Origin of the sequence: Pseudomonas syringae, assembly GCF_023278085.1 — a bacterium.
GTDB classification, from domain to species: Bacteria; Pseudomonadota; Gammaproteobacteria; order Pseudomonadales; family Pseudomonadaceae; genus Aquipseudomonas; species Aquipseudomonas syringae_Q.
In genome coordinates this window covers 4,031,291-4,052,993 of sequence record NZ_CP066265.1, presented here as the reverse complement: position 1 = coordinate 4,052,993, position 21,703 = coordinate 4,031,291, and the positions used below count along the sequence as shown (strand labels likewise).

Sequence of the window (21,703 nt, the reverse complement as noted above, 5' to 3'; positions counted from 1 at the left end):
AACACGGGGTTTCCGCATCATTGTTTCGTGGTGTAAGTTTGAAGGCTTGCTGATCAAACGATCAGATTTCTTCAAGACTTTTGCCAGGGAATGCCCACCACCATGAACTTTGCACTTAAAAAACTGGCCGCGACGACGCTGATGCTGGCCAGCCTTTCAGCCTTTACCAGCGCAGCCCAGGCCAACATCACCGAGCAACAGAGCGCGGCAATCCTCAAGACATTCAGTGATACATCGCTGACCGATTTCAGGCAGTTCCTGTCTGGCCTGGGTAAAAGCTATGTTGCCAAAGGCGCAAACCTGGAGCCTGCGATCGAGGCGTTTCTCGATAACAAAAAGCTTTCCGCAGAGCAGCAAAACGAGGTCTATCGTTTGCTCGGTCTTTATACCCGTCTGAAATACGGCAGTGCGGCCACGGAAACCTTGCGCGAATTGGTGGCGATTCCAACCGTTCGGGTGGAGGGCGTTGCGCAGCATGACAACCCGGAATTCATCAAGATTGCCGACACGATCAAGCGCCTTGCCGAAAGCTTCAACTTGAAGTTCCGCAACGTCGATAACCGCGTCTACGAAATATCCCTGGATGGCGCCGGTGATGAAGTTGTGGGCATTCATGTTCATGCCGATGTAGTGCCTGTCACGCCGGAAAACTGGGTTCTGCCGGATGGCACCAAACTGGACCCGTTCAAGGTCACATTGATCGGTGACCGTATGTACGGCCGTGGCACCGAAGATGACAAAAACGGCATCGTGGTATCGCTGTATGCCATGAAGGTGATCAAGGAAGAGAAGCTGCCGCTGGCCAGAAACTTCAAGTTGCTGATAGACACGACTGAAGAAACCGCTGGCGACGCCATACCTTACTACTTCGAACGCAACCCGACGCCCAACTACAATCTGGCGCTGGACGGCAGCTACCCGGTGGTGATTGCCGAGAAAGGCTATGGCACCGTCATGGCCAGCTTTGCCCGAAGGGCGGCTGAAGGCGAGGGCGCGGAAGTCACCTCGATGACCGGCGGCATGGCCACTAACCAGATCCCGTCGAAGTCGGTTGCCACGCTGGTGACGGACAAGCCCGCAGAGTTGGCAGCGAGCCTGCAACAGGCCGGTGCTGATTACGTTAAGCGCAATGGCGGCAATTTCGAGGTGGCTGCCAAGGTCGAGGGCAAAGACGTCAAACTGACAATTACCGGCGTTTCCGCACACTCATCCGACCCTGAGTCCGGCGTCAACCCGGTTGCGCGCATGCTGGACTTCATCAACGGCCTGGATGGCAAAGTCCCGCTCAAGCACAACCACATCACTGACGCTGCGCGATATGCCGCGGACAATTGGGGGCTGGATTACCTGGGCAGCAAACTGGGCATTGGTTTCTCCGACTCGTTCATGGGCCCGCTGACCGCATCGCTGACCTACGTTGCGCTGGATAACAACGTCTTCAAGCTGGCCGTCAATCTGCGCGTGCCCAAGGGCAAGTCTCCCGAAGTGCTGAAGTCTGAGATTGCCGACAAACTGGCGACCTGGAGCAAGAAAACCGCTATCAAGCCAGCGTTCGATTACTCCATTGCCGAGCCGATGTACCGCAACCCCGAGGGTGAGTGGGTCAAGGCGCTGTTGGCTGTCGCCAGCGAGAATCTGGGCATGGAGCACAAGTTCGGTACATCGGCCGGTGCTACGTCGGTTCATGAATTGCCTAACGGTGTGCAGTTCGGTCTGGCCAGACCGGACGTCAAATACACCGGGCACACCGATAGCGAGTTCAAGACCACCGGGCAATTCCTGCTGGACCTGCAAGTCGTGACCGAAATGATGAGTCGTATCGGTCAGTTGCCGAAATTGTAATGCGTCATCAGGGCCTGCCGTCATGGCGGGTCCTTTAATGACGGATGATCTGAGCCGACATGGCAGGGCCGAAGGGTCTTTAGCGTCCGGCTTTTTGTGAATAAGGATTACCAATGAAAGCGCTTTTCGCCCTCGCACTTACCGGCGTTGTTACATGCATGGCAAACAGCGCCATTGCCGCCGTCACCTCGGTGCCAGGCACTTCTTCGCAAAGCACCACCAGCAATGGCAAGCTTCAGCCACCCGTCAAATACGCCACCGTATGGGCAGACGAACAGGGCGCGACGCATGTCGACCATTGCCGGATCGAAGGGCTTGAATTCAAAAGCTATGCACCGCCAGCCGAGCCGCAGTGGATCGGCGTGTCGCCCGACGAGATCGAGAGCATTGCCTACGCCGTTCTGCCGCCAGGTTATGTAGGCAGCTGGCATCATGCCCCCGGCCCGCAGTGGGTCATCACGCTTCAGGGGCAATGGTCGGTGGAAACGACCGATGGCACGGTCCTGGTTCAGGGGCCGGGAGAGATGCAGTTCAACGCCGACAGCAATGCCAGAGCGCGTCCTGACGATGATCGGGTAGGGCATCTCAGTCGCACCGTGGGTGATCAGCCTAACGTGCAACTGATCGTGAAACTCAAGCCTGAAGCTGCTGCCAAACGTACTCGTGGCGCGTGTGCGTATTGATATCAGGACACCTGTATGAATAGAGTCTTTGGTCGACCCGGCAAAAAAACCTCCGCACTGCTATTGGGTAGTGCGTTTCTGTTTGCCAGTGCGGCGCAGGCATCGGAACCGGCGTCGCCGATTTCGATCGTGGACAACAGCGCCCGTTTTGCGAAGCTGATCGCGCCCGGTGCCAAGGCGCAGGTGCTGACTGCCGATGCGCAATGGGCAGAAGGCCCGCTGTGCCTGCCTGATGGGCGATTGATCTGGAGCGATGTAAAGGCGAACAAGGTCATGAGCTGGAAGGAAAGTGACGGCGTCACCACCTGGCTTGATCCTGCTCATTACCAGAATGGGCATGCACGGGATGCCGAAGGGCGCGTCATCGCGGCTTCCCACGGCGAGCGCGCCATCGTGCGCCAGGAGGCCGACGGTCAATGGCGCACGCTGGTCGCCAAATATCAGGGCAAGCGCCTGAACAGTCCGAACGATGTTGTCGTCGATGACAGCGGCAACATCTGGTTCAGTGATCCGACCTTTGGCGTGCTGAACAAGGCGGAGAGTTATGGCGGAAAACCAGAGCAGGACGGTGAGTATCTCTATCGCTATGACCCGCAGCGAGACGAACTGATCAGGATTGATACCCCAGGGCTTCATTCGCCCAACGGTCTGGCGTTTTCACCCGATCAGCGTTTGTTGTACGTGGCCGATTCGCAATTGGCACATGATTTCAAGAGCCCGAAGCTGGCCCATCGAATCATGGTGTATCAGGTGGACAATGGCACGTTGAGCAAAGGCCGAGTGTTTGTCGAGGTCTCGCCAGGCATTCCGGATGGCGTCAAGGTCGATGCACAGGGCAATGTCTGGAGCGGCAGCAAAGAGGGCGTCCAGGTGTTTTCCGCCAAGGGCGAGCTGCTGGGCAAATTGCTGATTGCTGCTAAAGACACCGGCAACCTGACATTTTGTTCGACCGGTTCGCAGCATTGGGTGTACATCACTGCGGCGAACAAGGTGTTGAGAATACCGACGCTGGTCAAAGGCAGTCGGCCCTGACAACCGCGCCCGATGGCCTCGCATGAGCTGACGGGTCAGCGTGCGCGTTCTACCCGGTTACGCCCGAGGCGCTTGGCTTGATAAAGCGCCTTGTCTGCGCGTTGAATAAGGCTCGCTGCGGTTTCCCCTGACCCGAGTTCCGCGACGCCCAGCGACATCGTGATGGAGCCGGTTTCCGTCAGATCCAGACTGGCAACACCCTTGCGCAAACGGTCGGCCAGCTCGGCAGCCTGGTTCAGCGAACTGTCGGCCACAAGCACCAGAAACTCTTCACCTCCCCAACGCGCAGCGACGTCGAACAGCCGAACCTGATGTTTGAGGATGGCCGCGACACTTTTCAATACGCTGTCGCCGGCGGGATGGCCGTAGCGGTCGTTGACGCGTTTGAAGTGGTCGATATCGCAAATAATGAGGCTGAATGGGCGATTGGATATGCGAGCCGCATTGATCAGACGCTCCAGCGTATGTTCGGCAGCCCTGCGATTGTCCAGTCCGGTCAGTGGATCGCTGTGGGCGAACTCCAGCAATTGCTGTTCGCGCCCCATCCGTGTAGTGACGTCCGGGCTGATGCTCACGTAATGGGTGATTTTCCCCTGCAGGTCGCGGAGCGGGGAAATACTGTGCTCTGCGTAGAAAAGAGAACCGTCCTTGCGCTTGTTGATGAATGTAGTACGAAACGGCTCGCCGCTCGCCAGCGTCTCTTTAAACTGCGCGTAAAAGGTGTCGTCGTGTTTGCCCGAACGCAGCATCCCCGGGTTTTGACCGACGATCTCGCTTGCGCTGTAACCGGTCATGTTCTGGAAGGCTTCGTTGACAAACACAGTGTCCGAATTGCGGTCGGTGATGATGATCGGATCAAGCGCCGCGTTCAGCGCCTGGGCCAGCAGGTGCTGCTCGCGTTCGGCACGAATGCGCGGGCTGATGTTCTGCTGGACCGACACGAAGTTGCAAACGGCGCCCGCTTCGTCGCGTACGGGTGAGATTTTCCACTCGACTGCATACGGGCTTCCGTCTGCGCGGTAGTTGATCGTCGACCCTTCGAAGAACAGGTTTTCGCTCAAACATTGGCGCATTCGCGCAATGAGCTGAGGGTCGGTATCCGGTCCCTGCAGAATCTTCGGTGACGCGCCGATCAGATCCTCTGCGGCATAACCTGTCATCGCGCAAAACGCCGGATTGACGTAGACGATGAACGGGCCGCCATCTGTCAAGTCGGCATCGGTGATCAATACGGCGTTGAATGACTGCTCGACAACGGCTTCGAGCAAGGCCAGACGCTGACTGGATGAGGTCATCTGATTTCCCGTCGAGTGATCCTGTGATTGAGCGCGGCTCTGACCAAACACTGCATGACGCAGTGCCATTTGGACAGCAGATGCTGTCGTTCGGACTTCATGCTCTGAACACTCGTTGCAGTGGCACTATACCCATATAGGCCGGGTGGCGCATCCAATCGAGGGGGTACTGATGAGGGCCTGATCCGGCGTTCCGTTTGTTCCAGCCAGAAAGTCCCGACAGCAAATTTATCTGCGACGACATGGCGCGTTCCGGTATCGTCTGAAGGATTGAAACAAATTGTTTCTACTTTCCTGGCTGATGCTCAGCAAGAGCGTCTGCGCCAAAAACGAACGACAGGGGATCTGTGTTGGATTTATCGTCTGCTGCCTGGGTGTTTCACGACACCCGGCTCATCATCTGCTGCCTGGTTGCCATTGCCACGATCATTGTATTGATCAGCGCGACCAGGCTTCCTCCTTTTCTGTCGATTCTGGTGGGTACGTTTATCGCCGGAATAGGGGCGGGGTTACCGGCCGAGTCAGTTGCAAAAGCGTTCAGCAAGGGCGCGGGGAGCATTCTCGGCGAAGCGGGAATCATCATTGCGCTCGGGGCGATGCTGGGGGCGTTGATGGCAGAGTCCGGCGCGGCGGATCGCATTGCGTCTACCTTGCTCAAGCTGGGCAAGGGCAAGAGCTTGCCCTGGATAATGGCGCTGGTGGCAATGGTCATCGGCCTGCCGCTGTTCTTCGAAGTCGGCCTGGTGCTGATGGTGCCGATTATCTTCGTCATGGCGCGTCAGTCCGGGCAGCCGCTGCTGAAAATCGCCATTCCGGCACTGGCGGGCATGACCACACTGCACGCGTTGATGCCGCCGCATCCCGGACCGCTGATTGCAGTCAGTGCGCTGCACGCGGATCTGGGGCTGACCATGCTGCTGGGGCTGTGCATCGCTGTGCCAGCGGTGATTCTCGCCGGTCCCTTGTACGGCAACTGGCTGTCCGGGCGTATGCACATCGAACAGCCGGCCGAGCTGGGCGAGGTGTTCAGCGCCAAGCCTCAAACCAGTCGTCAGCCAGGGTTCGGCATATCGCTGCTGATCATTCTCCTGCCGGTGATTCTCATGCTCGGCAGTACCTTGGCCAAGGTGGCCCTGGAACCTGAAAGCAGCCTCGCGCTGACCTTGAAGTTTCTCGGCGAACCGCTGGTGGCGTTGGGCATCGCGGTGTTGGCGGCAACCGTTTGCCTGGGCTGGGCCAATGGCCTGTCTCGCGATCATGTCGGCGGGACCCTGCGTAAAAGCCTGGCACCGATTGCCGTGCTGCTGCTGACCATCGGCGCGGGTGGCGGTCTGAAGCAGACACTGCTGGACGCCGGTGTCAGCCAGACTATCAGCAAGGTGGCGGAAGGCGCGCACATGCCTTATTTGCTGCTTGCCTGGCTGATTGCCGTGGCGTTGCGTCAGGCCACCGGGTCCGCCACCGTAGCGACTACCACTACGGCCGGTATCCTCGCGCCGATGATGGCCGGTCTTGAGCCGGTTCAGGCTTCGTTGATTGCGCTGGTGATCGGTGCGGGGTCGGTGTTCTTCTGCCACGTCAACGACGCTGGCTTCTGGATGGTCCGCGAATACTTCGGTCTTCAACTGAAACAGACGCTCTGGGTCTGGTCCGTGTTGCAGACCATCGTGTCGGTGGTCGGGCTGGTCGGAACGTCGCTGTTGTGGCACTGGCTGGCGTGAAATGCAGCGGTTTGCCATGCGTCACGCGCAAATAGTGGTGCAGTGAACCGCTCCAATAACCTGGCGGCCAGAGCGGATGACCGCTGGTTATCACGGCACATCAAGTCTGGTGTTAATCAGACACTGCATTCGGCAGTAGACTTGATGATGTGCAACAGCGCCTCTGATCTCATCGGCCTGTTCAAGAGATAGCCCTGAAAATACGGGCAGCCCATTTTCCGCAGCAGATTGTATTGTTCTGCTGTTTCCACACCTTCTGCCGTTATATCCAGATTCAGTGCTCGCCCCAGCGACAGAATGCTGCTGACAATGGCTTCGCTGCGTTCGTAGGTCATCATTCTGGAGACAAACGACCGGTCAATCTTCACTGCATCAATCGGGTAACGGTCTATATAACCGAGCGAACTGTAACCCGTACCGAAGTCATCCAGCGCTACCCGCACGCCCAACTGCCGGATCTGCCGGAGAACCTCTGCTATGGCGTCTGGCTGGTAGAGGAAGACTGACTCGGTCACTTCGATCTGAAGTTGCGTCGCGGGTAAACCGGTGGAGGCGATTATCCGGGTCACCTGTTCGACGAATCCGGGATGACTCAGCTCTTTTCCGGACACGTTCACACTGAGCCTCAGGTCCAGGTGAGAGAACTTTTTTCGCCAGGCCTGCACTTCGCTGCAGGACGTGTGCATGACCCAGGCACCCAACTCATGAATAATCCCGAGGTCTTCGGCTATCGGGATGAACGCATCGGGGGAAATAATCCCCATGGTGGCGTGATCCCATCTGACCAACGCCTCGACGCCGACTAGATGTTCACTGTTGCTGCTGTAGATCGGCTGATAGAACACCAGAAAGTCTTTATGTTTTATTGCCTGACGTAACGCGTTCTGAATGATCAGCGTATCAATCGCCGCTTCACGCATGGACGCATTGAAGATGCTCCAGCGCCCTCTGCCCTGTTTCTTGGCGGAGTACATGGCGACGTCGGCATCACGCAGCAACTCTTCGGGTTTTGTGTGGCTTTCACCCGCAGTGACAATGCCGATGCTGCACGATATGAAAATGTCCTGGCCTTCGATCTGTATGGCCGTGTGCAATTGACTGACGATGCGGTCAGCCATTTTTACCGCAGTCTCCGGTTGATCCTTGCCGATCAGCAGGATCGCAAACTCGTCGCCACCGATTCGCGCCAGCACGTCATTCGAGCGAACGCACGTCTGCAATCTGTTTGCGACCCGCTTCAGCAACTGGTCGCCGGCCAGATGGCCCATGCTGTCGTTGACAACCTTGAACCCGTCCAGATCCAGAAAGAGCACCGTCGCGCGTTCGTACTGAGGGTCAACGTTTTCGAACACCTTGGTCAACTCGTCCATGAGATAGGCACGGTTGAACAGTGACGTCAGTTCGTCGTGAAAGGCTATGTAGGTCAGCTCTTCGGAAATGCGCTCGCGCTCCTCCAGCCGGCTTTGCAGCGCAAGTTTTTCTTCGCGCTCCTGGCGCGCTCGCTGGGTCAGCTGTTGGGACTCTTTGCGCTCGGTAATATCGCGCTGCACGGAAACCCAATGGGTGAACCAGCCTTTCTCGTTGGCCACCGGCACGATGCTCAACTCGACCCAGAACTGGCTGCCGTCCTTGCGGGTATTGAGCAACTCGACTTCAACCGGCTTCCAGTGGCTGAGGGCTTCGCGAATAACGTCCAGCGTTGCGCGACTGGTGTCCTCGCATTGAAGTATCCGCGGCGTGCGGCCGATGACTTCCTCTTCAGTGAAGCCGGTCATCGCCAGAAACGCAGGGTTGCAATAGACGATACGCGGGCCCGGCAAATCAATGGGTTCGGCGTCAGTGATAAGAATCGCGTCATTGGCATTGATGACCACTGATTCGAGCAAGCGCAGGCGTTCGAAAGAGCCTACCCGCGGGTCGCTCGCTTCATGCTCGTGTTCAGGTTGCAAGCACGTTCGCAGGTTAGCGGCATGTGCCTGCAGAGCATAGCGTTGTGCAACGCTCAACCCGCTGTAGGGATCGCTGTGGCTGAGTAACATGGCCCCAAGCAACTCTTGCCTGACGCCGCGAATGGCGACGTAGATGAGGCTGCTCCCGCTGGTAGGCATGTGCATCGCACTCGCCGGGCTGTCCTGACCGACAAGCACGACGTCACCGTAGGATGAAACCATCCTCAACCATGCCTCATCCGCTTCAGGGCAATTCGCGCCGAAGCTGGCGATCTGTTCCCAGCCGGTGGCGCTGGAGACCATCAGCAAGCCGTCGGTACACAGGACTGAATGAGCAGCGGCCTGCAATACCTTTGCGACCTCTTCGTTATTCGTCGGTATGACGTGGTCGTGCTCATAGCCCTGAGGGTTCATCGGTCGCTATTCCTGGATGGCGTGCATGGAGTGTCTGGGTCATGTCTGGCAGAGCGTAAGTCGTGAATCCGTTCCCTGGACCTCTTCCAACTGCGCGGAGGGATGGTCTGATTGATTCGGCTGTTTTCTACAGACTCAACGTCCCTGTCTGACGCTTCGTCCAGGCAATGAGCGGCCAGCGGCACTGCGCCCGACTACTAATCGTTCGCGGCATCTGCCGGGATGGCTTATGTTTTTGATGAAGTAAATGCGAGATGATACCTAAGTGCCATTATGCGCCAATTGTTACGACAGGGCGGGTTTCGAAAGGTTGCATGAGATTAGCGTTGTCCGGTCGTGTCGACACCTCTACACCAAAAATGGAGCATCCTGGTTTACGATTCTGTATTTTTGTATCTGTAACGCATGTCGCGATGGGTGAAGTGCCCTAAGACTCGCCAAGTCGTTTTTATGCAGGTCTTATAACAGTGCCAGAATTTTCGCTTTTTCATGATTGGTAACAGTGCCCGGATTTGTTCGGTGTCGAAATAAAGTCTTTCGGGCTATTATCAGATCATTGAGGTACGCGCTGACCATGCCAATGAGGAGGATTCATGTCTCAATCTGCAGACAACGTGCTGTCCGAAGAGGCCATTCAAGAGCTTGAAGCTCAAATCCCGGCTAAAGCGTCTCTTGCGACCAGGCTGGCGTATGAGAAGGCAAAGTCGGCTGGCCAGACTGTGCTGCTCTCCAAGGGCGGGTTTATCGTCGCCGAATGTGCGGACGGTACGGAGAGGGTGGTTTGTGCCTCGAAGCCAAGACGTAAAGTGACGACCGGCTCGTTCAATATCCGTCCCGGGACGGCCACCAGTGCCCGTACCTAGGCTACGCGTATTTGCTGGACCTAACGGTTCAGGAAAAAGTACCATCAAGCGCATCCTTGGCCCGGACCTGATTTACATATATGTCAATGCCGACGACCTTGAACGTGACGTTGGAGATAACGGATTTGTAGATTTTTCTCCTTTTTCGATCATCCCCTGTCAGCAAGCTTTTCGGGAATTTTTTTCGTCCCACCCTCTGATTTCAAGAGAGAATCTTGCGATTCAGGCTGAGCATTTCACCGTTGCTGGCCAGTCGATGTTTGTTAAAGGGATAGCATTCAGGTCTTACCACGCCTCTGTCGTTGCTGACTTCATAAGGCATCAATTGCTTGAGCAGTCTGCGAGCTTCACTTTTGAGACGGTAATGTCGGACCGCTCCAAAGTCGAGTTCATTAAAAAAGCCAAGGCGATGGGATACCGAACCTACCTGTACTTCGTTGCTACTGAAAGTCCGGATATCAATATCAACCGGGTTGCAATTCGTGTTGAAGAAGGGGGGCACAACGTAACACCAGACAAGGTGCGTGCTCGTTATCACAGATGTTTAGCATTACTTCCTGAGGCCATTCAAGCAACGAGTCGAGCCTACCTGTTTGACAATTCAGGGGCTAAAGCAGAACTCGAAGCCGAAATCACTGATGCGTCAGTTGTGGAATACAAATTCGACGAGGTGCCGGAATGGTGCAACGTTGCAATTGAAGAGCTTGAAATGCTTATCCGTTCTGCGCCCTAAAGAAGCGGCGTCTACGACAGCTTCTGCTCAATAACTTCAATATCCTCAAGCATTTGTAACAGACTTTCTGGCCATACGATTTCCGCTGTCGACTTCAGTTCCTCAGCGGACCACCAATGGTGCTCTGTCATGATTTGAGTTTCCTGCTGAGTCCATTCTGATCGAGAGAGCGCGTGACTCTCGGCGTGCACAATGTAATACCGTTCAACAGCGAGTACGGTTTCACCGCAAGGAAGGAGCATCGGGAAACTTCTGTCGGCAATGTGCTCCGCTATCGAGTTGACCCGGATACCGGTTTCTTCGCGCAATTCACGTATGGCTGCGGCTTCAAATGTTTCGCCGTCTTCAACGCCACCGCCAGGCGTTGCCCAATAGTTGCGACCGGCCAGCGCACCTTCTTTATGCTGGAATCTGAACAGCAACACGGTTCGTGTCGGGCTTATTACCAGTAATCGTGCGGACTTGCGCTCACGCATTGTTCTGTCTTCCGTGAAGTTGAGCGGTGTAGCACTAAAGCCTCACGCTTCATACCGCCGCCGCGCATCGGTGAGCATGGATATCGTCAGTTTGCGTACTTCCAGTTTGCTGATTTCCACATGAGAGCGTAGCAATAACAGGGCTTCGTCGCGTTTGCGTGCCTGAAGTGCGTTGAGGATGGCGGCGTGTTCAAGGTAGGTGTGTTCGATGCGCGCGCTTTTGAAGAAGTCGAGTCGCCTGACGATGCGGATGCGCTCGGTGACTTCCTGATGAACCCGGGCCATTTCCAGATTGCCCGAGGCCGCCACCAGTTGGGTGTGGAACTGTTCGTCGAGGTCGGCGACGACTTGCATGTCGATCTGCCTGCGAGCGGGCTCGACCAACCAGTGTTCTCGCAATACGTTGAGTTCCGGGTGTACGTCGGCCGATGCGCAGATGCGTTCGACCGCCGCGCATTCAAGCACAATGCGCAGGTCATAGAGTTGGTCGATCTGGTTGAAATCCAGCGGTCTGACTGACCAGCCGCGCCGGAATTCGACGTCCAGATAGCCTTCGCGTTGCAGGCGGTAGAGCGCGTCGCGCACCGGGGTCCGCGAGACTTGATAACGGTCTGCCAACTGGGTTTCGGTGAACCGGTCGTAGGGCAGCAGATAGAAGTCGAAAATCTCCTGCTTGAGCCGACGATAGACATCCTCTGCCAGCGCGTTGGTGGTGTTCGGGGAATTCAAGGGTGTGGCTCCAGGCTGCTCAGGTCAATGCTGACATGTGCAGCAACGACTTTCCAGCCGCCGTCCAGGCGCGCCCAGGTTTGCATCTGTCGGCCCAGACGCTGGGTGACGCCATCGTGAAACTCGGTACTGACCGTGGCGAAGTCCTCACCGAAGGTGCTGATCACGGTGCGCAACAGCGTGCGGCCCGGTCCGACCGGCTGACACTGGCGTCGATAGCGCGCAATGGTGTCGGCACCGTGCAGGTTCTCTGCGACGCCGTAGCGAACGGTCTGTCCGGAATTCCAGAAATACGCGTCCAGCGTGGTCAGTTCATTGGCCAGCAGTGCGCGTTCATAGTCGGTGAAGGCGTGGGTCACTTCGGCGACCACGTGGGGAAGGTTGATGTCCATCAGGGTGTGCTCCTTGTGTGCAGCGCTTGCGCCAGATCCGCCAGTGACGCAACCCGCCCGACAATCGCACCTTGCGCGGTGATCATGTCCAGCGTGGCCTGCTTGAATGCGGGAAAGTAGCTGTCGGTGGCGTCTTCGAGCAGCAGGCAGCGGTAGCCCCGGTCATTGGCCTCGCGCATGCTGCTCTGCACGCAGACTTCGGTGGTGACGCCTGCGAATATCAGGTGAGTGATGCCGGCTTCGGCGAGCCGTGAGTGCAGGTCTGTGGCGTAAAACATGCCTTTGCCGGGCTTGTCGATAATCCATTCACCGGCACTGGGTGTCAGGGCGTCGATGATCTGATTGCCGGGTTCGCCGCGAATCAGGATGCGTCCCATCGGCCCCGAATCGCCGATGCGCAGCCCCGGTAAACCGTGGTCGAGTTTGGCTTGCGGGCAATCGGACAGGTCCGGGTGATGCGATTCCCGGGTGTGGATCACCGCCAGGCCCTGATCGCGCGCCAGCCCCAGCAGTTGCTGCACGGCGGGCACGATGGCTTGCAGCGGCGCGACATCGTTGCCCAGCGCTGCGCCAAACCCGCCGGGTTCAAGAAAGTCGCGCTGCATGTCGATGATCACCACCGCAGTGCACGAAGGCTCGAAGGTGAAAGGGTCGGGGCGCGCACAGAGGCTGATCATGCCAACGCCTCCGACCGGTGTTCGGCCCCGGCCATGTGCCGACCCAGTTCGGTGCGGTCGGCGGCCGCTGCGTCGGTCTCAAAGACCAGCTCACCGTCGTGAATGACCACGATGCGGTCCGCCAGGCTCAGCAGCTCGTCGAGGTCTTCACTGAGCAGCAGTACCGCCGTGCCGTTGTTACGCGCGTCGATCAGGCGCTGGTGGATGAGCGCGACACTGGCGAAGTCCAGGCCGAAAACCGGGTTGGCGACGATCAGCACTGCGACGTCATGGGTCAGTTCACGGGCCAGTACCGCGCGCTGCACGTTGCCGCCGGACAAGGTGCCGATCGGCCGGTTCGGGTCGTTGGGCGAGACCTGAAACTGTTTGATCAGCGTTTCTGCCTGAGTGCCTATTGCACGTCGATCAAGGCGCCAGCCCTGACGACACAAGGGCGGCTGGTCGAAGTTGCGCAGGGCCAGGTTGTCGGCAACGCTGAAGGCGCCGATGCACGCGTTGCGCAGCGGTTCTTCCGGCAGGCTGAACACCCTCAAGCGCTGCATCTGTTCGCGCCGTGCGTGATAGGGCTGACCGTCGACCTCGATCTTCCCGGCGCTGAACGGTCGCTGGCCGAGCAGGGCTTCGGTGAGCTCGCGTTGCCCGTTGCCGGAGATACCCGCGATCCCGACAATTTCCCCCGGATGTACCGCCAGAGACAGGTTCTTTACTGCCAGCGTGCCCTTGTCGCCTGGCACGTCCAGGCTGTCTACCTGCAACTGCGGCGCACGCGTTGACAGCGCCGGTCGGTTGCTGCTGACGCTGCGTTCCTGTGCTTCGCCCATCATCCAGGCGGCCATCTGCTGAGTCGTGGTGTTGGCCACTGCCGCCGTGCCCACCCAACGGCCTTTGCGCAACACGGTAACGTCGTCGGCGTAGGTACTGACTTCACGAAACTTGTGGGTGATCATCAGCACAGTCAATTCACCACGGTGCGCCATCGTCTGCATCAGCCCCAGCACTTCATCGGCTTCCTGCGGCGTGAGCACCGAGGTGGGTTCGTCGAGAATCACCAGCCGGCGCTCCAGGTACAGCTGCTTGAGGATTTCCAGCTTCTGCTTTTCACCGGCAGCCAGGCTGCTGACCTGCCGATGGATGTCGAGCCGGAAGGGCATTTTCGCCATGAACGCTTCGAGGCGTTGGTGTTCGCTGGCCCAGTTGATACGCCACGGTAAATCACCCCGTGACAGCACCAGGTTTTCCGCAACACTCAGGCCCGGGGCGACGGTGAAGTGCTGATACACCATGCCGATCTGCAACTGATGAGAGTCACGCGGGGTACGAATCGCGTGTTCGCGGTTGTCGACCAGAATGCTGCCCGATTGCAGCGGGCTGTAACCGATGATGCCCTTGACCAGCGTGCTCTTGCCCGCCCCGTTTTCGCCGAGCAGGGCATGCACGGTTCCGGCGCGGACCTTGAACGACACCTCGTCGAGCGCGCAAAAACTGCCGAAATATTTGCTGGCACCAATCGTTTCCAGGCTCGGGGCGCGCATGCTCATGCCTCCAGCAGATCGCGAAGCATCGAAGAATGGCCGACTGCGCCAAATACGCCGCCCTGCATCTTGACCATACTCAGAGCGGCAGCGTGATTGGCCGGGTCGGTTGCGCCGCAGCAGTCTTCAAGCAGCAGGCATTCGAAGCCCCGGTCATTGGCTTCGCGCATGGTGGTGTGCACGCACACGTCGGTGGTGATGCCGGTCAGGATCAGATTGTCGATGCCGCGCGTGCGCAGGATCAGCTCCAGATCGGTGGCGCAGAAAGATCCTTTGCCGGGTTTATCGATAACGATTTCGCCGGGCAGCGGTGCGAGGTCGTCGATGATTTCCCAGCCCGGTTCGCCGCGCACCAGAATCTTGCCGCACGGACCAGCATCGCCGATCCCCGCGCCGATGCGTTGCGAGCGCCAGCGTTTGTTGGCGGGCAGATCACTGAGGTCCGGGCGATGGCCTTCGCGAGTGTGGATGATGCTGAAACCGAGCGGGCGCATCACGGCCAGCAGCGCCTTGATTGGCTCGATGGGCGCGCGGGTCAGCGCCAGATCGTAGCCCATGCTGTCGACATAGCCGCCGACGCCGCAAAAGTCGGTCTGCATGTCGATCACGATCAACGCCGTGTTGCGCGCATGCAGTTGGCCGTTCCAGGGCCAGGGGTAGGGCGCCGAAGCAAGGTGACGTTCGCTCATGGCCGTTATTCCTTCCAGCTGCTGGGGGTGGGTGTGAAGTCGCGCTCAGGTGCAGCAAAACCGCACGCGCTGCCATCGGTGTGTACCACGTCGTTTTCCCAGGGCAGGCGGTACTGGCCTGCGGTCAGATCGTGCATGTAGGTGTAAGGGCAATCGCGAGCGCCGCCCTTGACCGCCACATACCCACGATGGCCGAACTGGTAGATGTTGTTCTCGACACCCCAATGCACGCGGGCCTCGCGGACCAGATCGGGGCGCAATTCGCAGCAGACGATTTCGTCAGCCCGGCCACCGCCTTCGGCCATGAGCGTACCGTCGAAGTCGACGAACATGGCCTCGCCCATGGAATCGAACGTACCGTCGGAGCCGCACATGCACACGCTTGCGGTCTGCATGAGGTTGGTGAAGGCGTTGCTTTGATTGGTGATCTTCCACGAGTGGCGGATCGGTGCGGTGTAACCGGCGGTGCGCAGCATGATATCGGCACCTTTGTAGGCGCACTCGCGGGCCATTTCCGGAAACATGCCGTCATGGCAGATGATCAGCGCCAGCTTGCTGCCACGCGGCCCGTCGCACACCGGAATGCCCAGATCGCCCGGCTCCCAGGGTTCGACCGGCACCCACGGGTGCAGCTTGCGGTAGTACAGGCGAATCTCGCCAAGGTCATCGACGATCAGGCCGCTGTTGAACGGGTTGCCGTGCGGGTTGGCCTCCATGATCGAGAAGCAGCCCCATATGCGGTGCTCCTTGCACGCCTCACGCAGTGCCATGACTTCCGGCCCGTCGAGGCTGCACATGATGTCCGGCGCGGTGCTCATCGACAGGCCGTGCAGCGAGTATTCGGGAAACACGATCAGGTCCATGCCCGGGTTGCTGCGCCGCGCCTTGGCGACCATGCCGACCACTTTCTGCGTTTGCGCCCACAATGCTTCACGGGTGTGGGGATCAGGCAGCGCCAGTTGCGCCAGGCCGATCACCACGCCATTGGGCGACTTGTTCAAACCACCAAGACCACTGGCCATGTCATGCCTCCTCGAAAAGATCAGTTCATCGCGTCAGGCTGAGTTCGCCGGGCGCGCCATTCAACGTGCGGCCCCGGCGGCAGGTGGCATACATCACCACCAGCGTCAGGGCATAGGGCGCTGCGGCAAACAGGTAATAACCGGCGCTGATGCCCACCGCCTGGAGCGCCGGGCCGATGGCGCCAGCGGCACCGAACAGCAGCGAGGCCCAGAGGCAGGCCAACGGACGCCAGCGGGCAAAAATCACCAGCGCCACGGCCATCAGCCCCTGACCGCTGGACAAGCCTTCGTTCCAGCTGCCGGGGTAGTAAAGCGACAGGTAGGCACCGCCGATTCCGGCCAATCCGCCGCCGACCGCAGTGGCAACAATGCGTACCTTCAGGGGTTTATAGCCAAGCGCCTGAGCGGTTTCGGCGTGATCGCCGACCAGGCGCAGCATCAGCCCCCAGCGGGTCGTGCGCAGCCCCCAGTGCAGAACGAACGCCAGTGCGGCGCCGACGAAGAACAACACATTGATGTTCAGTGCCGAACGGACACGCTCTTCGTCACTCCAGGCACCCAGCGCCAGCGAAGGCAGCATGGGCGCTTGCGGCTGGATAAAGGCTTTACCGAGAAAGAACGCCAGCCCGGTGCCGAGCAGGATCAGCGCGATGCCGAACGCGATGTCGTTGACCCGCGGCAGCGAGCACGCCAGCCCATGCAGCAGGCCCAGCAGAATGCCGACTCCTGCGGCCGCGCCGACCCCCAGCCATGCCGAACCACTCAGGCACGCTACGGCATAGCCGGACATTGCCCCGGCCACCAGAATGCCTTCCAGCCCGAGGTTGATGCGGCCGCTTTTTTCGGTCAGGCATTCGCCCAGGCTGACGAACAGAAACGGCGTGCCGACGCGGATTGCACCGGCCAGCAGCGCGAGCAGAAAGGTACCCAGGTCGATATCAGCCATGGTGCAGAGCTCCCTTATCATCGACAGGCGTATCGACAGGCATATTGGTTATCTGCAGCCTTGTCCGCCAGGCCACGATGCGTCCGCCCAGGGCTTCCCAGAGCAGCAGGTTGGTGAACAGCAAGCCTTCCAGAATCAGTGTGGTGGCGTCCGGCAGCCCGAGCCGCCGTTGCAGCAGTCCGCCGCTGGCCTCCAGCCCGCCCAGCAATATGGCGCAGACGATAATGGCCAGCGGATGATGGCGAGCGGCGAAGGCCACGAGGATGCCGCTGGTGCCATAACCTGCGATCAGCGCAGCATTCGCGCTGCCTTGCACGGCCGTGACCTCGAACATGCCGGCCAGACCCGCCGCCGCGCCGCCCAGCAGGCAACTGAGCAGGATCAGGCGATCCACGGGCAAGCCGATCATCAACGCTGTACGCACGTTGCCGCCAACCACCGCGAGGGCGAAGCCTTTGACGCTATGGCGCACCAGCACATACGCCAGCAGACAGGCGACCACGCCCGCCACCAGTCCCCAGTGCACTTCAAAGCTGTCGCTGATGGTGCCGATCAGATAGGCATCGTCCAGTGGCGGGGTAGAAGGCTTGTTCAAACTTGCCGGGTCGCGTAGCGGCCCTTCCACCAATTGTCTGAACAGTGCCAGAGCGATGTAGGAAAGCAGCAGGCTGCTGATCGTCTCGTTGACCCCACGGCGCTGGCGCATCCAGCCACTCAGGCCGATCCACAGTGCGCCCACGGTCATTGCTGCGACCGCCATGCAGGCGAGCATCAGACCGGCTGGCAGATGGCTGAGCCACAAGGGCGTTACTGCGGCAGCCAGACCGCCCAGCACCAGCGCACCTTCGCCGCCGATGATGATCAGCCCGGCCCGCGCAGGCAGGGCAACGCACAGTGCGGTCAGCATCAGCGGCGCGGCGCGTTGCAAGGTGTTTTCCAGCGCAAACCAGGAGCCGAACGCGCCTTCGCCGACCAGGTGCAGTGCCTGCCAGGCAGGTTTGCCCTGGACGGCCAGAAACAGCCCGAACAGTACGCAAGAGGAACAGACCGCCAGCAGCGTCGGCAGCCCCGGAAGCAGCGCGCTGGCAAGATGGCGCAGACTTTTGGATGGGCTCATGAACGTTCCTCAGATCTGGCCAAGCACACCTTCGACCAGATAATTCATGCTTTCCAACGCGATATCGGTCTGGGTTTGCGCCACTCCATCAGCGATCACCACAGCCCCTTTGTTGTCCTTGAGCGGGCCTTTGAAGATCACGAACTGACCCGCGAGCATCTGCGCCTTGATGGCGTCCGCCTGTTGTTTGGCGCTGGCGCTGACGGCCGGCCCGTATGCAGACGTCTTGACGAAGCCGTCTTTGAGCCCGCCGCGCAGGAAGTTGATCATTGGCGCGCCACTCTGGGCTGCCGCGACATGGGCCCGATAAGGTGTTTCCCAGTTCCATTCGGCTCCGGTCAGGTAGCCTTTGGGGGCAAGTGCAGCCTGACTGGCGTGATAACCGCAGGTCATGACGCCACGCTTCTCGGCGGTCTCGACAATCACTTTGGGACCGTCGACGTGACAGGTCAGCACGTCGCAGCCCTGATCGATCAGGCCGTTGGCGGCTTCGGCTTCCTTGACCGGCAACGACCAGTCACCGGTAAAGATAACGGTGGTGACGATGCTCGGATCAACCGACCGGGCACCCATGGCAAAGGCGTTGAGGTTGCGCAGCACTTGCGGCACTGGCTTGGCGGCGACAAAACCGAGCTTTTTGCTCTTGCTCATGTGCCCGGCGATCACGCCGTTAAGGTATTGCGCTTCGTCGATGTAACCGAAAAAGCTGCCTGCGTTCATCGGGTCCCGATCTTTCTGCCAGAGGCCGCCGCAGTGCGCGAAACGAACGTCCGGGTACTTCTTGGCGACCTTGACCACATGCGGTTCGAAGTAGCCGAACGAAGTCGGGAAAATCAGCGTCGCACCGTCCTGACGGATCATGGCTTCCATGGTTTTCTGCACGGCCACGGTTTCCGGGACGTTTTCCTCTTCGATGACTTTGACGTTGGGTAGCGTCTTGATAATGGCGGCTGCCTGGGCGTGAGCCTGGTTATAGCCGAAATCGTCGCGAGCGCCGACGTAGATAAAACCCACTACCAACGGTGCGTCGGCTGAATAGGCGCGACCAAAAGGCAGCGCCGCGCTCAGGCCGATAATGCCCGCCAACTTGATGAAACTGCGACGATCAACGTTCGACATGCTGCTACCCCTGATCAATGAGCGATGGAAGAAGATGTTTGCGCGGCGCGGTAGGCGCGCCAGCCTTTGAAGTCGGTGATGTCCAGCGCGCCTTCAAGGCCGCCAGGCTCACAGATGAAACCTTTTACCCACTGGCCGTCGGCCAATTGCAGCGAGCCGATGCCCAGTGGCGCGGGAATGGCGGCGACGAAGGCCCCGAACTGGCTCAGCGGCATCTCCCAGACCTCGACCTCGATGCTCGTGCCTTCTGCGAGCACGCGCACCAGCCCCGGCTTTGGCGGAGACGTGCCTGCCAGTGCATATAAGCGGTAATCCGCGCTGGTGGTTGTGGTACGCAGCAAGCGAGCCCCCCCTTCCAGCAGTTGCCAGTTGAGCGGCTGGCCGACCAGGTGCGCGCCGACCACTGCGACCTGCACGGTCGGGCTGTTACAGGGCAGGGGAGCCATCGCGACGGCTTCACTCTGGTCTGCCTGGCCGAACAGCGGTTGCCAGGCCGCAGCCATTTCTGCCAGACGCTGATCGGCACCCGCCGGCCCGATCAGCGTGATGCCTGCTGGTAGCCCGTCAGCACGGCGCAGTGCCGGGACAGCGATAGCGCACATGTTCATCAGGTTGACGAAGTTGGTGTAATAACCGAGCTGCGAATTGAGCTCGATCGGGTTTTCCAGCACCGCGTCGATGGTCGGCATGCAGGGGGCGGTCGGCACCACCAGCACATCCACATCGGCCAGCAGTTGCTGCGCTGCGCGGGTCAGTTCTGCCAGGCGGTAACGGGCATTGAAGGTGTCCACGGCATCGAACGAGGCAGCGCTTTGCACAATGCCGCCCACCACGGGATGGATCTCGGTGACATGGGTATCGAAGAATCTGCCGATCGCTGCCCTGCGTTCTGCCACCCACGGGCCTTGATACAGCAGCGCCGCAGCTTCGGCAAAAACCTCGAAGTCGACAGGCTTTAGGGTCACCAGAGGATCGCTCTGCAGGGCCTCCAGTGTTTTCAGGTACGCCGCTTGCGCCTGCTCGTCACCGAAGAATTCGCACTGCCTTGCAACAGCGACACGTCGCGTCCGTCGCTGCACCGGCAGCGCTGCTACCGCCACACTGCCAGGGTCCAGCGGATCGTAAGCCGCCATGACCTGCGTCACCTGCCAGGCCTGCATGACATCCCTGGCGAATATCGACGGGCAGTCCAGCGTGCGGCAGGCGGGCACAATACCTCGACTGCTGAACAGCCCGAGGCTGGGTTTGAGCCCGACGATGCCGTTGAAGCCGGCAGGCACTCTTCCCGAGCCTGCGGTATCAGTGCCCAGTGCAAAACTGACGTAACCGCGCGCGACCGCAACAGCCGATCCCGAGCTGGAACCGCCGCTGACATAAGCAGGGTCGTGGGCGTTACGCACTGCGCCGTAGGGCGAGCGAACGCCTACCAGGCCGGTCGCGAACTGATCAAGGTTGGTCTTGCCGATCAGCAGTGCGCCACTGTCGAGCAGCCGTTGCACCACATGAGCATTTTCTTTGGCGACATAGGCGAAGGCCGGGCACGCCGCCGTGGTCGGCATTCCTGCTACGTCGAAATTGTCTTTGACCGCAAACGGTACGCCGAACAGCGGCAGTTGCTCATAAACTGATTCGCCCAGCGCTTCAGCCTTGCTTTGCAGTGCTGCAGCCCTTTCGAGAAGCTCCGCAACGGGCACTCGATGAATCCAGACTTCCGGTCGATCGTCCGCATCAATGTGCGTCGTCAGGGTGTTTACCAGTGCCGTCAAGGTCAGATGGCCCGAGCGTAAAGCCGACTGTAATTCGGAAATATCGAGTGCGGTCATAGTGGTGTTCATTCATGTATACAAGATGAATCAGCACGATTGCACTTAATGGGCCAATCTCTGCCTGACGCTTATTTACTGAGGAGGAGAAGCGATTTGCCTGGTTTTTCGAGGGGATTGTGCTTCATGGCTGCGCCAGAATATGTCAGCTTGCCCAACGATGGGGCGCGCAAGGTTCATCATTATGGGCGCGCGCCTGCCGGGTTGCCGACCTGATCGGTCACCGGCGGACGCGCTAAGACCTTTTGTCAGCTCTGGCAGAACCTGATCCGGTTGCCGAACGGGTCACACACTTCCAGCACTTTACCCCAGCCTTGCTGAACGATGTCCGGTCGCGCATAACCGTACTGTTTGCCGATCAGCTCATCGCGCAATTGCTCGATGTTCTGAGTGGGGATAAACACCGCAGCACCCGGACAGGCATCACCGTGATGCTCGGAAAGGTGCAGGTGCAGCCCGTTGCGGCTGATGCCCAGGTACAACGGCAGAGCAGCCTCGAAGCGGTGCTCGAATTCGACGCTGAAACCGAGAAAGTCGAGGTAGAACTCGCGCGCTTTGCGCTCATCGAACATCCGCAGTATCGGGATGGCACTGTTGAACGTGACAGTGGCTTGCTCGGTGACAGACATCGCTATTCCTTTAGTTGAGG

At 59.2% G+C, this 21,703-nt stretch carries 20 protein-coding genes; 6 read left to right on the top strand and 14 right to left on the bottom strand.

Translation table 11 applies throughout. The annotated features are described in order from the left end of the window. Positions 1-102: 102 nt before the first annotated feature. From I9H07_RS18095 to I9H07_RS18085, 3 genes are all read left to right on the top strand, one after another. Positions 103-1,842, top strand: a complete 1,740-nt coding sequence (locus I9H07_RS18095; protein WP_236424491.1) for a dipeptidase — start codon at positions 103-105, stop codon at positions 1,840-1,842. Positions 1,843-1,955: 113 nt separating this feature from the next. Continuing rightward, entirely contained in the window at positions 1,956-2,525 is a 570-nt protein-coding gene (locus I9H07_RS18090; RefSeq protein WP_058824183.1) for a hypothetical protein, read from the top strand. Positions 2,526-2,540: 15 nt separating this feature from the next. Beyond that, entirely contained in the window at positions 2,541-3,557 is a 1,017-nt protein-coding gene (locus tag I9H07_RS18085) for an SMP-30/gluconolactonase/LRE family protein (RefSeq protein WP_058824182.1), read from the top strand. A gap of 35 nt (positions 3,558-3,592) precedes the next feature. On the opposite strand, the gene I9H07_RS18080 is transcribed toward I9H07_RS18085, so the two are convergent. Beyond that, complete coding sequence (locus tag I9H07_RS18080; RefSeq protein WP_236424493.1) at positions 3,593-4,852, bottom strand: sensor domain-containing diguanylate cyclase; 1,260 nt, start codon at positions 4,850-4,852, stop codon at positions 3,593-3,595. Positions 4,853-5,202: 350 nt separating this feature from the next. On the opposite strand from I9H07_RS18080, the gene I9H07_RS18075 reads away from it, so the two are divergent. Further along, positions 5,203-6,573 carry a gluconate:H+ symporter gene (locus tag I9H07_RS18075; RefSeq protein WP_024675385.1) on the top strand — a complete coding sequence of 457 codons (1,371 nt, stop codon included), beginning with the start codon at positions 5,203-5,205 and terminating at the stop codon, positions 6,571-6,573. Between the two features lie 116 nt (positions 6,574-6,689). Here I9H07_RS18075 and I9H07_RS18070 read toward each other — a convergent pair whose 3' ends face one another. Beyond that, the gene (locus I9H07_RS18070; RefSeq protein WP_236424495.1) at positions 6,690-8,936 is read right to left on the bottom strand and encodes a putative bifunctional diguanylate cyclase/phosphodiesterase; all 2,247 of its coding nucleotides are present in this window, start codon (positions 8,934-8,936) and stop codon (positions 6,690-6,692) included. 593 nt (positions 8,937-9,529) lie between these two features. Here I9H07_RS18070 and I9H07_RS18065 point away from each other — a divergent pair. After that, positions 9,530-9,799 (top strand): hypothetical protein, encoded by a 270-nt coding sequence (locus tag I9H07_RS18065; protein WP_024675387.1) that lies wholly within the window; start codon positions 9,530-9,532, stop codon positions 9,797-9,799. Beyond that, positions 9,786-10,532: a zeta toxin family protein gene (locus I9H07_RS18060; protein WP_236424497.1), complete on the top strand. Its 747-nt coding sequence runs from the start codon at positions 9,786-9,788 to the stop codon at positions 10,530-10,532. Before I9H07_RS18065 ends, I9H07_RS18060 begins: the two co-directional genes overlap by 14 nt. Before the next feature lie 11 nt (positions 10,533-10,543). Here I9H07_RS18060 and I9H07_RS18055 read toward each other — a convergent pair whose 3' ends face one another. The 12 genes from I9H07_RS18055 to I9H07_RS18000 form a co-directional block, all read right to left on the bottom strand. After that, complete coding sequence (locus I9H07_RS18055) at positions 10,544-11,008, bottom strand: NUDIX hydrolase (RefSeq protein WP_236424499.1); 465 nt, start codon at positions 11,006-11,008, stop codon at positions 10,544-10,546. 42 nt (positions 11,009-11,050) lie between these two features. After that, positions 11,051-11,737: a GntR family transcriptional regulator gene (locus tag I9H07_RS18050; RefSeq protein ID WP_024675390.1), complete on the bottom strand. Its 687-nt coding sequence runs from the start codon at positions 11,735-11,737 to the stop codon at positions 11,051-11,053. After that, positions 11,734-12,129: an oxalurate catabolism protein HpxZ gene (gene hpxZ, locus I9H07_RS18045; protein WP_058392301.1), complete on the bottom strand. Its 396-nt coding sequence runs from the start codon at positions 12,127-12,129 to the stop codon at positions 11,734-11,736. Before hpxZ ends, I9H07_RS18050 begins: the two co-directional genes overlap by 4 nt. Further along, positions 12,129-12,806 carry a cysteine hydrolase family protein gene (locus I9H07_RS18040; protein ID WP_236425948.1) on the bottom strand — a complete coding sequence of 226 codons (678 nt, stop codon included), beginning with the start codon at positions 12,804-12,806 and terminating at the stop codon, positions 12,129-12,131. The genes hpxZ and I9H07_RS18040 overlap by 1 nt, the downstream gene beginning before the upstream one ends. Further along, positions 12,803-14,338 (bottom strand): ABC transporter ATP-binding protein, encoded by a 1,536-nt coding sequence (locus I9H07_RS18035; RefSeq protein ID WP_236425316.1) that lies wholly within the window; start codon positions 14,336-14,338, stop codon positions 12,803-12,805. The genes I9H07_RS18040 and I9H07_RS18035 overlap by 4 nt, the downstream gene beginning before the upstream one ends. 2 nt (positions 14,339-14,340) lie before the next feature. Continuing rightward, positions 14,341-15,027: a biuret amidohydrolase gene (gene biuH / locus I9H07_RS18030; RefSeq protein WP_058824178.1), complete on the bottom strand. Its 687-nt coding sequence runs from the start codon at positions 15,025-15,027 to the stop codon at positions 14,341-14,343. Between the two features lie 5 nt (positions 15,028-15,032). Then, the gene (locus tag I9H07_RS18025) at positions 15,033-16,049 is read right to left on the bottom strand and encodes a formamidase (protein ID WP_236425315.1); all 1,017 of its coding nucleotides are present in this window, start codon (positions 16,047-16,049) and stop codon (positions 15,033-15,035) included. Positions 16,050-16,074: 25 nt separating this feature from the next. Beyond that, a complete protein-coding gene (locus I9H07_RS18020) occupies positions 16,075-16,995 on the bottom strand; it encodes an ABC transporter permease (protein WP_024675396.1) in 921 nt (306 codons plus the stop codon). Next, positions 16,988-18,112 carry an ABC transporter permease gene (locus I9H07_RS18015; protein ID WP_236425314.1) on the bottom strand — a complete coding sequence of 375 codons (1,125 nt, stop codon included), beginning with the start codon at positions 18,110-18,112 and terminating at the stop codon, positions 16,988-16,990. The genes I9H07_RS18020 and I9H07_RS18015 overlap by 8 nt, the downstream gene beginning before the upstream one ends. A gap of 9 nt (positions 18,113-18,121) precedes the next feature. Then, entirely contained in the window at positions 18,122-19,231 is a 1,110-nt protein-coding gene (locus I9H07_RS18010) for a BMP family ABC transporter substrate-binding protein (protein WP_236425313.1), read from the bottom strand. A gap of 14 nt (positions 19,232-19,245) precedes the next feature. Continuing rightward, entirely contained in the window at positions 19,246-21,054 is a 1,809-nt protein-coding gene (gene atzF, locus I9H07_RS18005; protein WP_236425312.1) for an allophanate hydrolase, read from the bottom strand. 248 nt (positions 21,055-21,302) lie between these two features. Beyond that, a complete protein-coding gene (locus I9H07_RS18000) occupies positions 21,303-21,683 on the bottom strand; it encodes a glyoxalase superfamily protein (RefSeq protein ID WP_024675400.1) in 381 nt (126 codons plus the stop codon). Positions 21,684-21,703 lie beyond the last annotated feature (20 nt).

Bases quoted from the DNA above. Each gene is read 5' to 3' on its own strand.
- I9H07_RS18095 (WP_236424491.1), top strand. From the start codon at position 103: ATGAACTTTGCACTTAAAAAACTGGCCGCGACGACGCTGATGCTGGCC.
- I9H07_RS18090 (WP_058824183.1), top strand. From the start codon at position 1,956: ATGAAAGCGCTTTTCGCCCTCGCACTTACCGGCGTTGTTACATGCATG.
- I9H07_RS18085 (WP_058824182.1), top strand. From the start codon at position 2,541: ATGAATAGAGTCTTTGGTCGACCCGGCAAAAAAACCTCCGCACTGCTA.
- I9H07_RS18080 (WP_236424493.1), bottom strand. From the start codon at position 4,852: ATGACCTCATCCAGTCAGCGTCTGGCCTTGCTCGAAGCCGTTGTCGAG.
- I9H07_RS18070 (WP_236424495.1), bottom strand. From the start codon at position 8,936: ATGAACCCTCAGGGCTATGAGCACGACCACGTCATACCGACGAATAAC.
- I9H07_RS18065 (WP_024675387.1), top strand. From the start codon at position 9,530: ATGTCTCAATCTGCAGACAACGTGCTGTCCGAAGAGGCCATTCAAGAG.
- I9H07_RS18055 (WP_236424499.1), bottom strand. From the start codon at position 11,008: ATGCGTGAGCGCAAGTCCGCACGATTACTGGTAATAAGCCCGACACGA.
- hpxZ (WP_058392301.1), bottom strand. From the start codon at position 12,129: ATGGACATCAACCTTCCCCACGTGGTCGCCGAAGTGACCCACGCCTTC.
- I9H07_RS18040 (WP_236425948.1), bottom strand. From the start codon at position 12,806: ATGATCAGCCTCTGTGCGCGCCCCGACCCTTTCACCTTCGAGCCTTCG.
- I9H07_RS18035 (WP_236425316.1), bottom strand. From the start codon at position 14,338: ATGCGCGCCCCGAGCCTGGAAACGATTGGTGCCAGCAAATATTTCGGC.
- biuH (WP_058824178.1), bottom strand. From the start codon at position 15,027: ATGAGCGAACGTCACCTTGCTTCGGCGCCCTACCCCTGGCCCTGGAAC.
- I9H07_RS18025 (WP_236425315.1), bottom strand. From the start codon at position 16,049: ATGGCCAGTGGTCTTGGTGGTTTGAACAAGTCGCCCAATGGCGTGGTG.
- I9H07_RS18020 (WP_024675396.1), bottom strand. From the start codon at position 16,995: ATGGCTGATATCGACCTGGGTACCTTTCTGCTCGCGCTGCTGGCCGGT.
- I9H07_RS18015 (WP_236425314.1), bottom strand. From the start codon at position 18,112: ATGAGCCCATCCAAAAGTCTGCGCCATCTTGCCAGCGCGCTGCTTCCG.
- I9H07_RS18010 (WP_236425313.1), bottom strand. From the start codon at position 19,231: ATGTCGAACGTTGATCGTCGCAGTTTCATCAAGTTGGCGGGCATTATC.
- atzF (WP_236425312.1), bottom strand. From the start codon at position 21,054: ATGACCGCACTCGATATTTCCGAATTACAGTCGGCTTTACGCTCGGGC.
- I9H07_RS18000 (WP_024675400.1), bottom strand. From the start codon at position 21,683: ATGTCTGTCACCGAGCAAGCCACTGTCACGTTCAACAGTGCCATCCCG.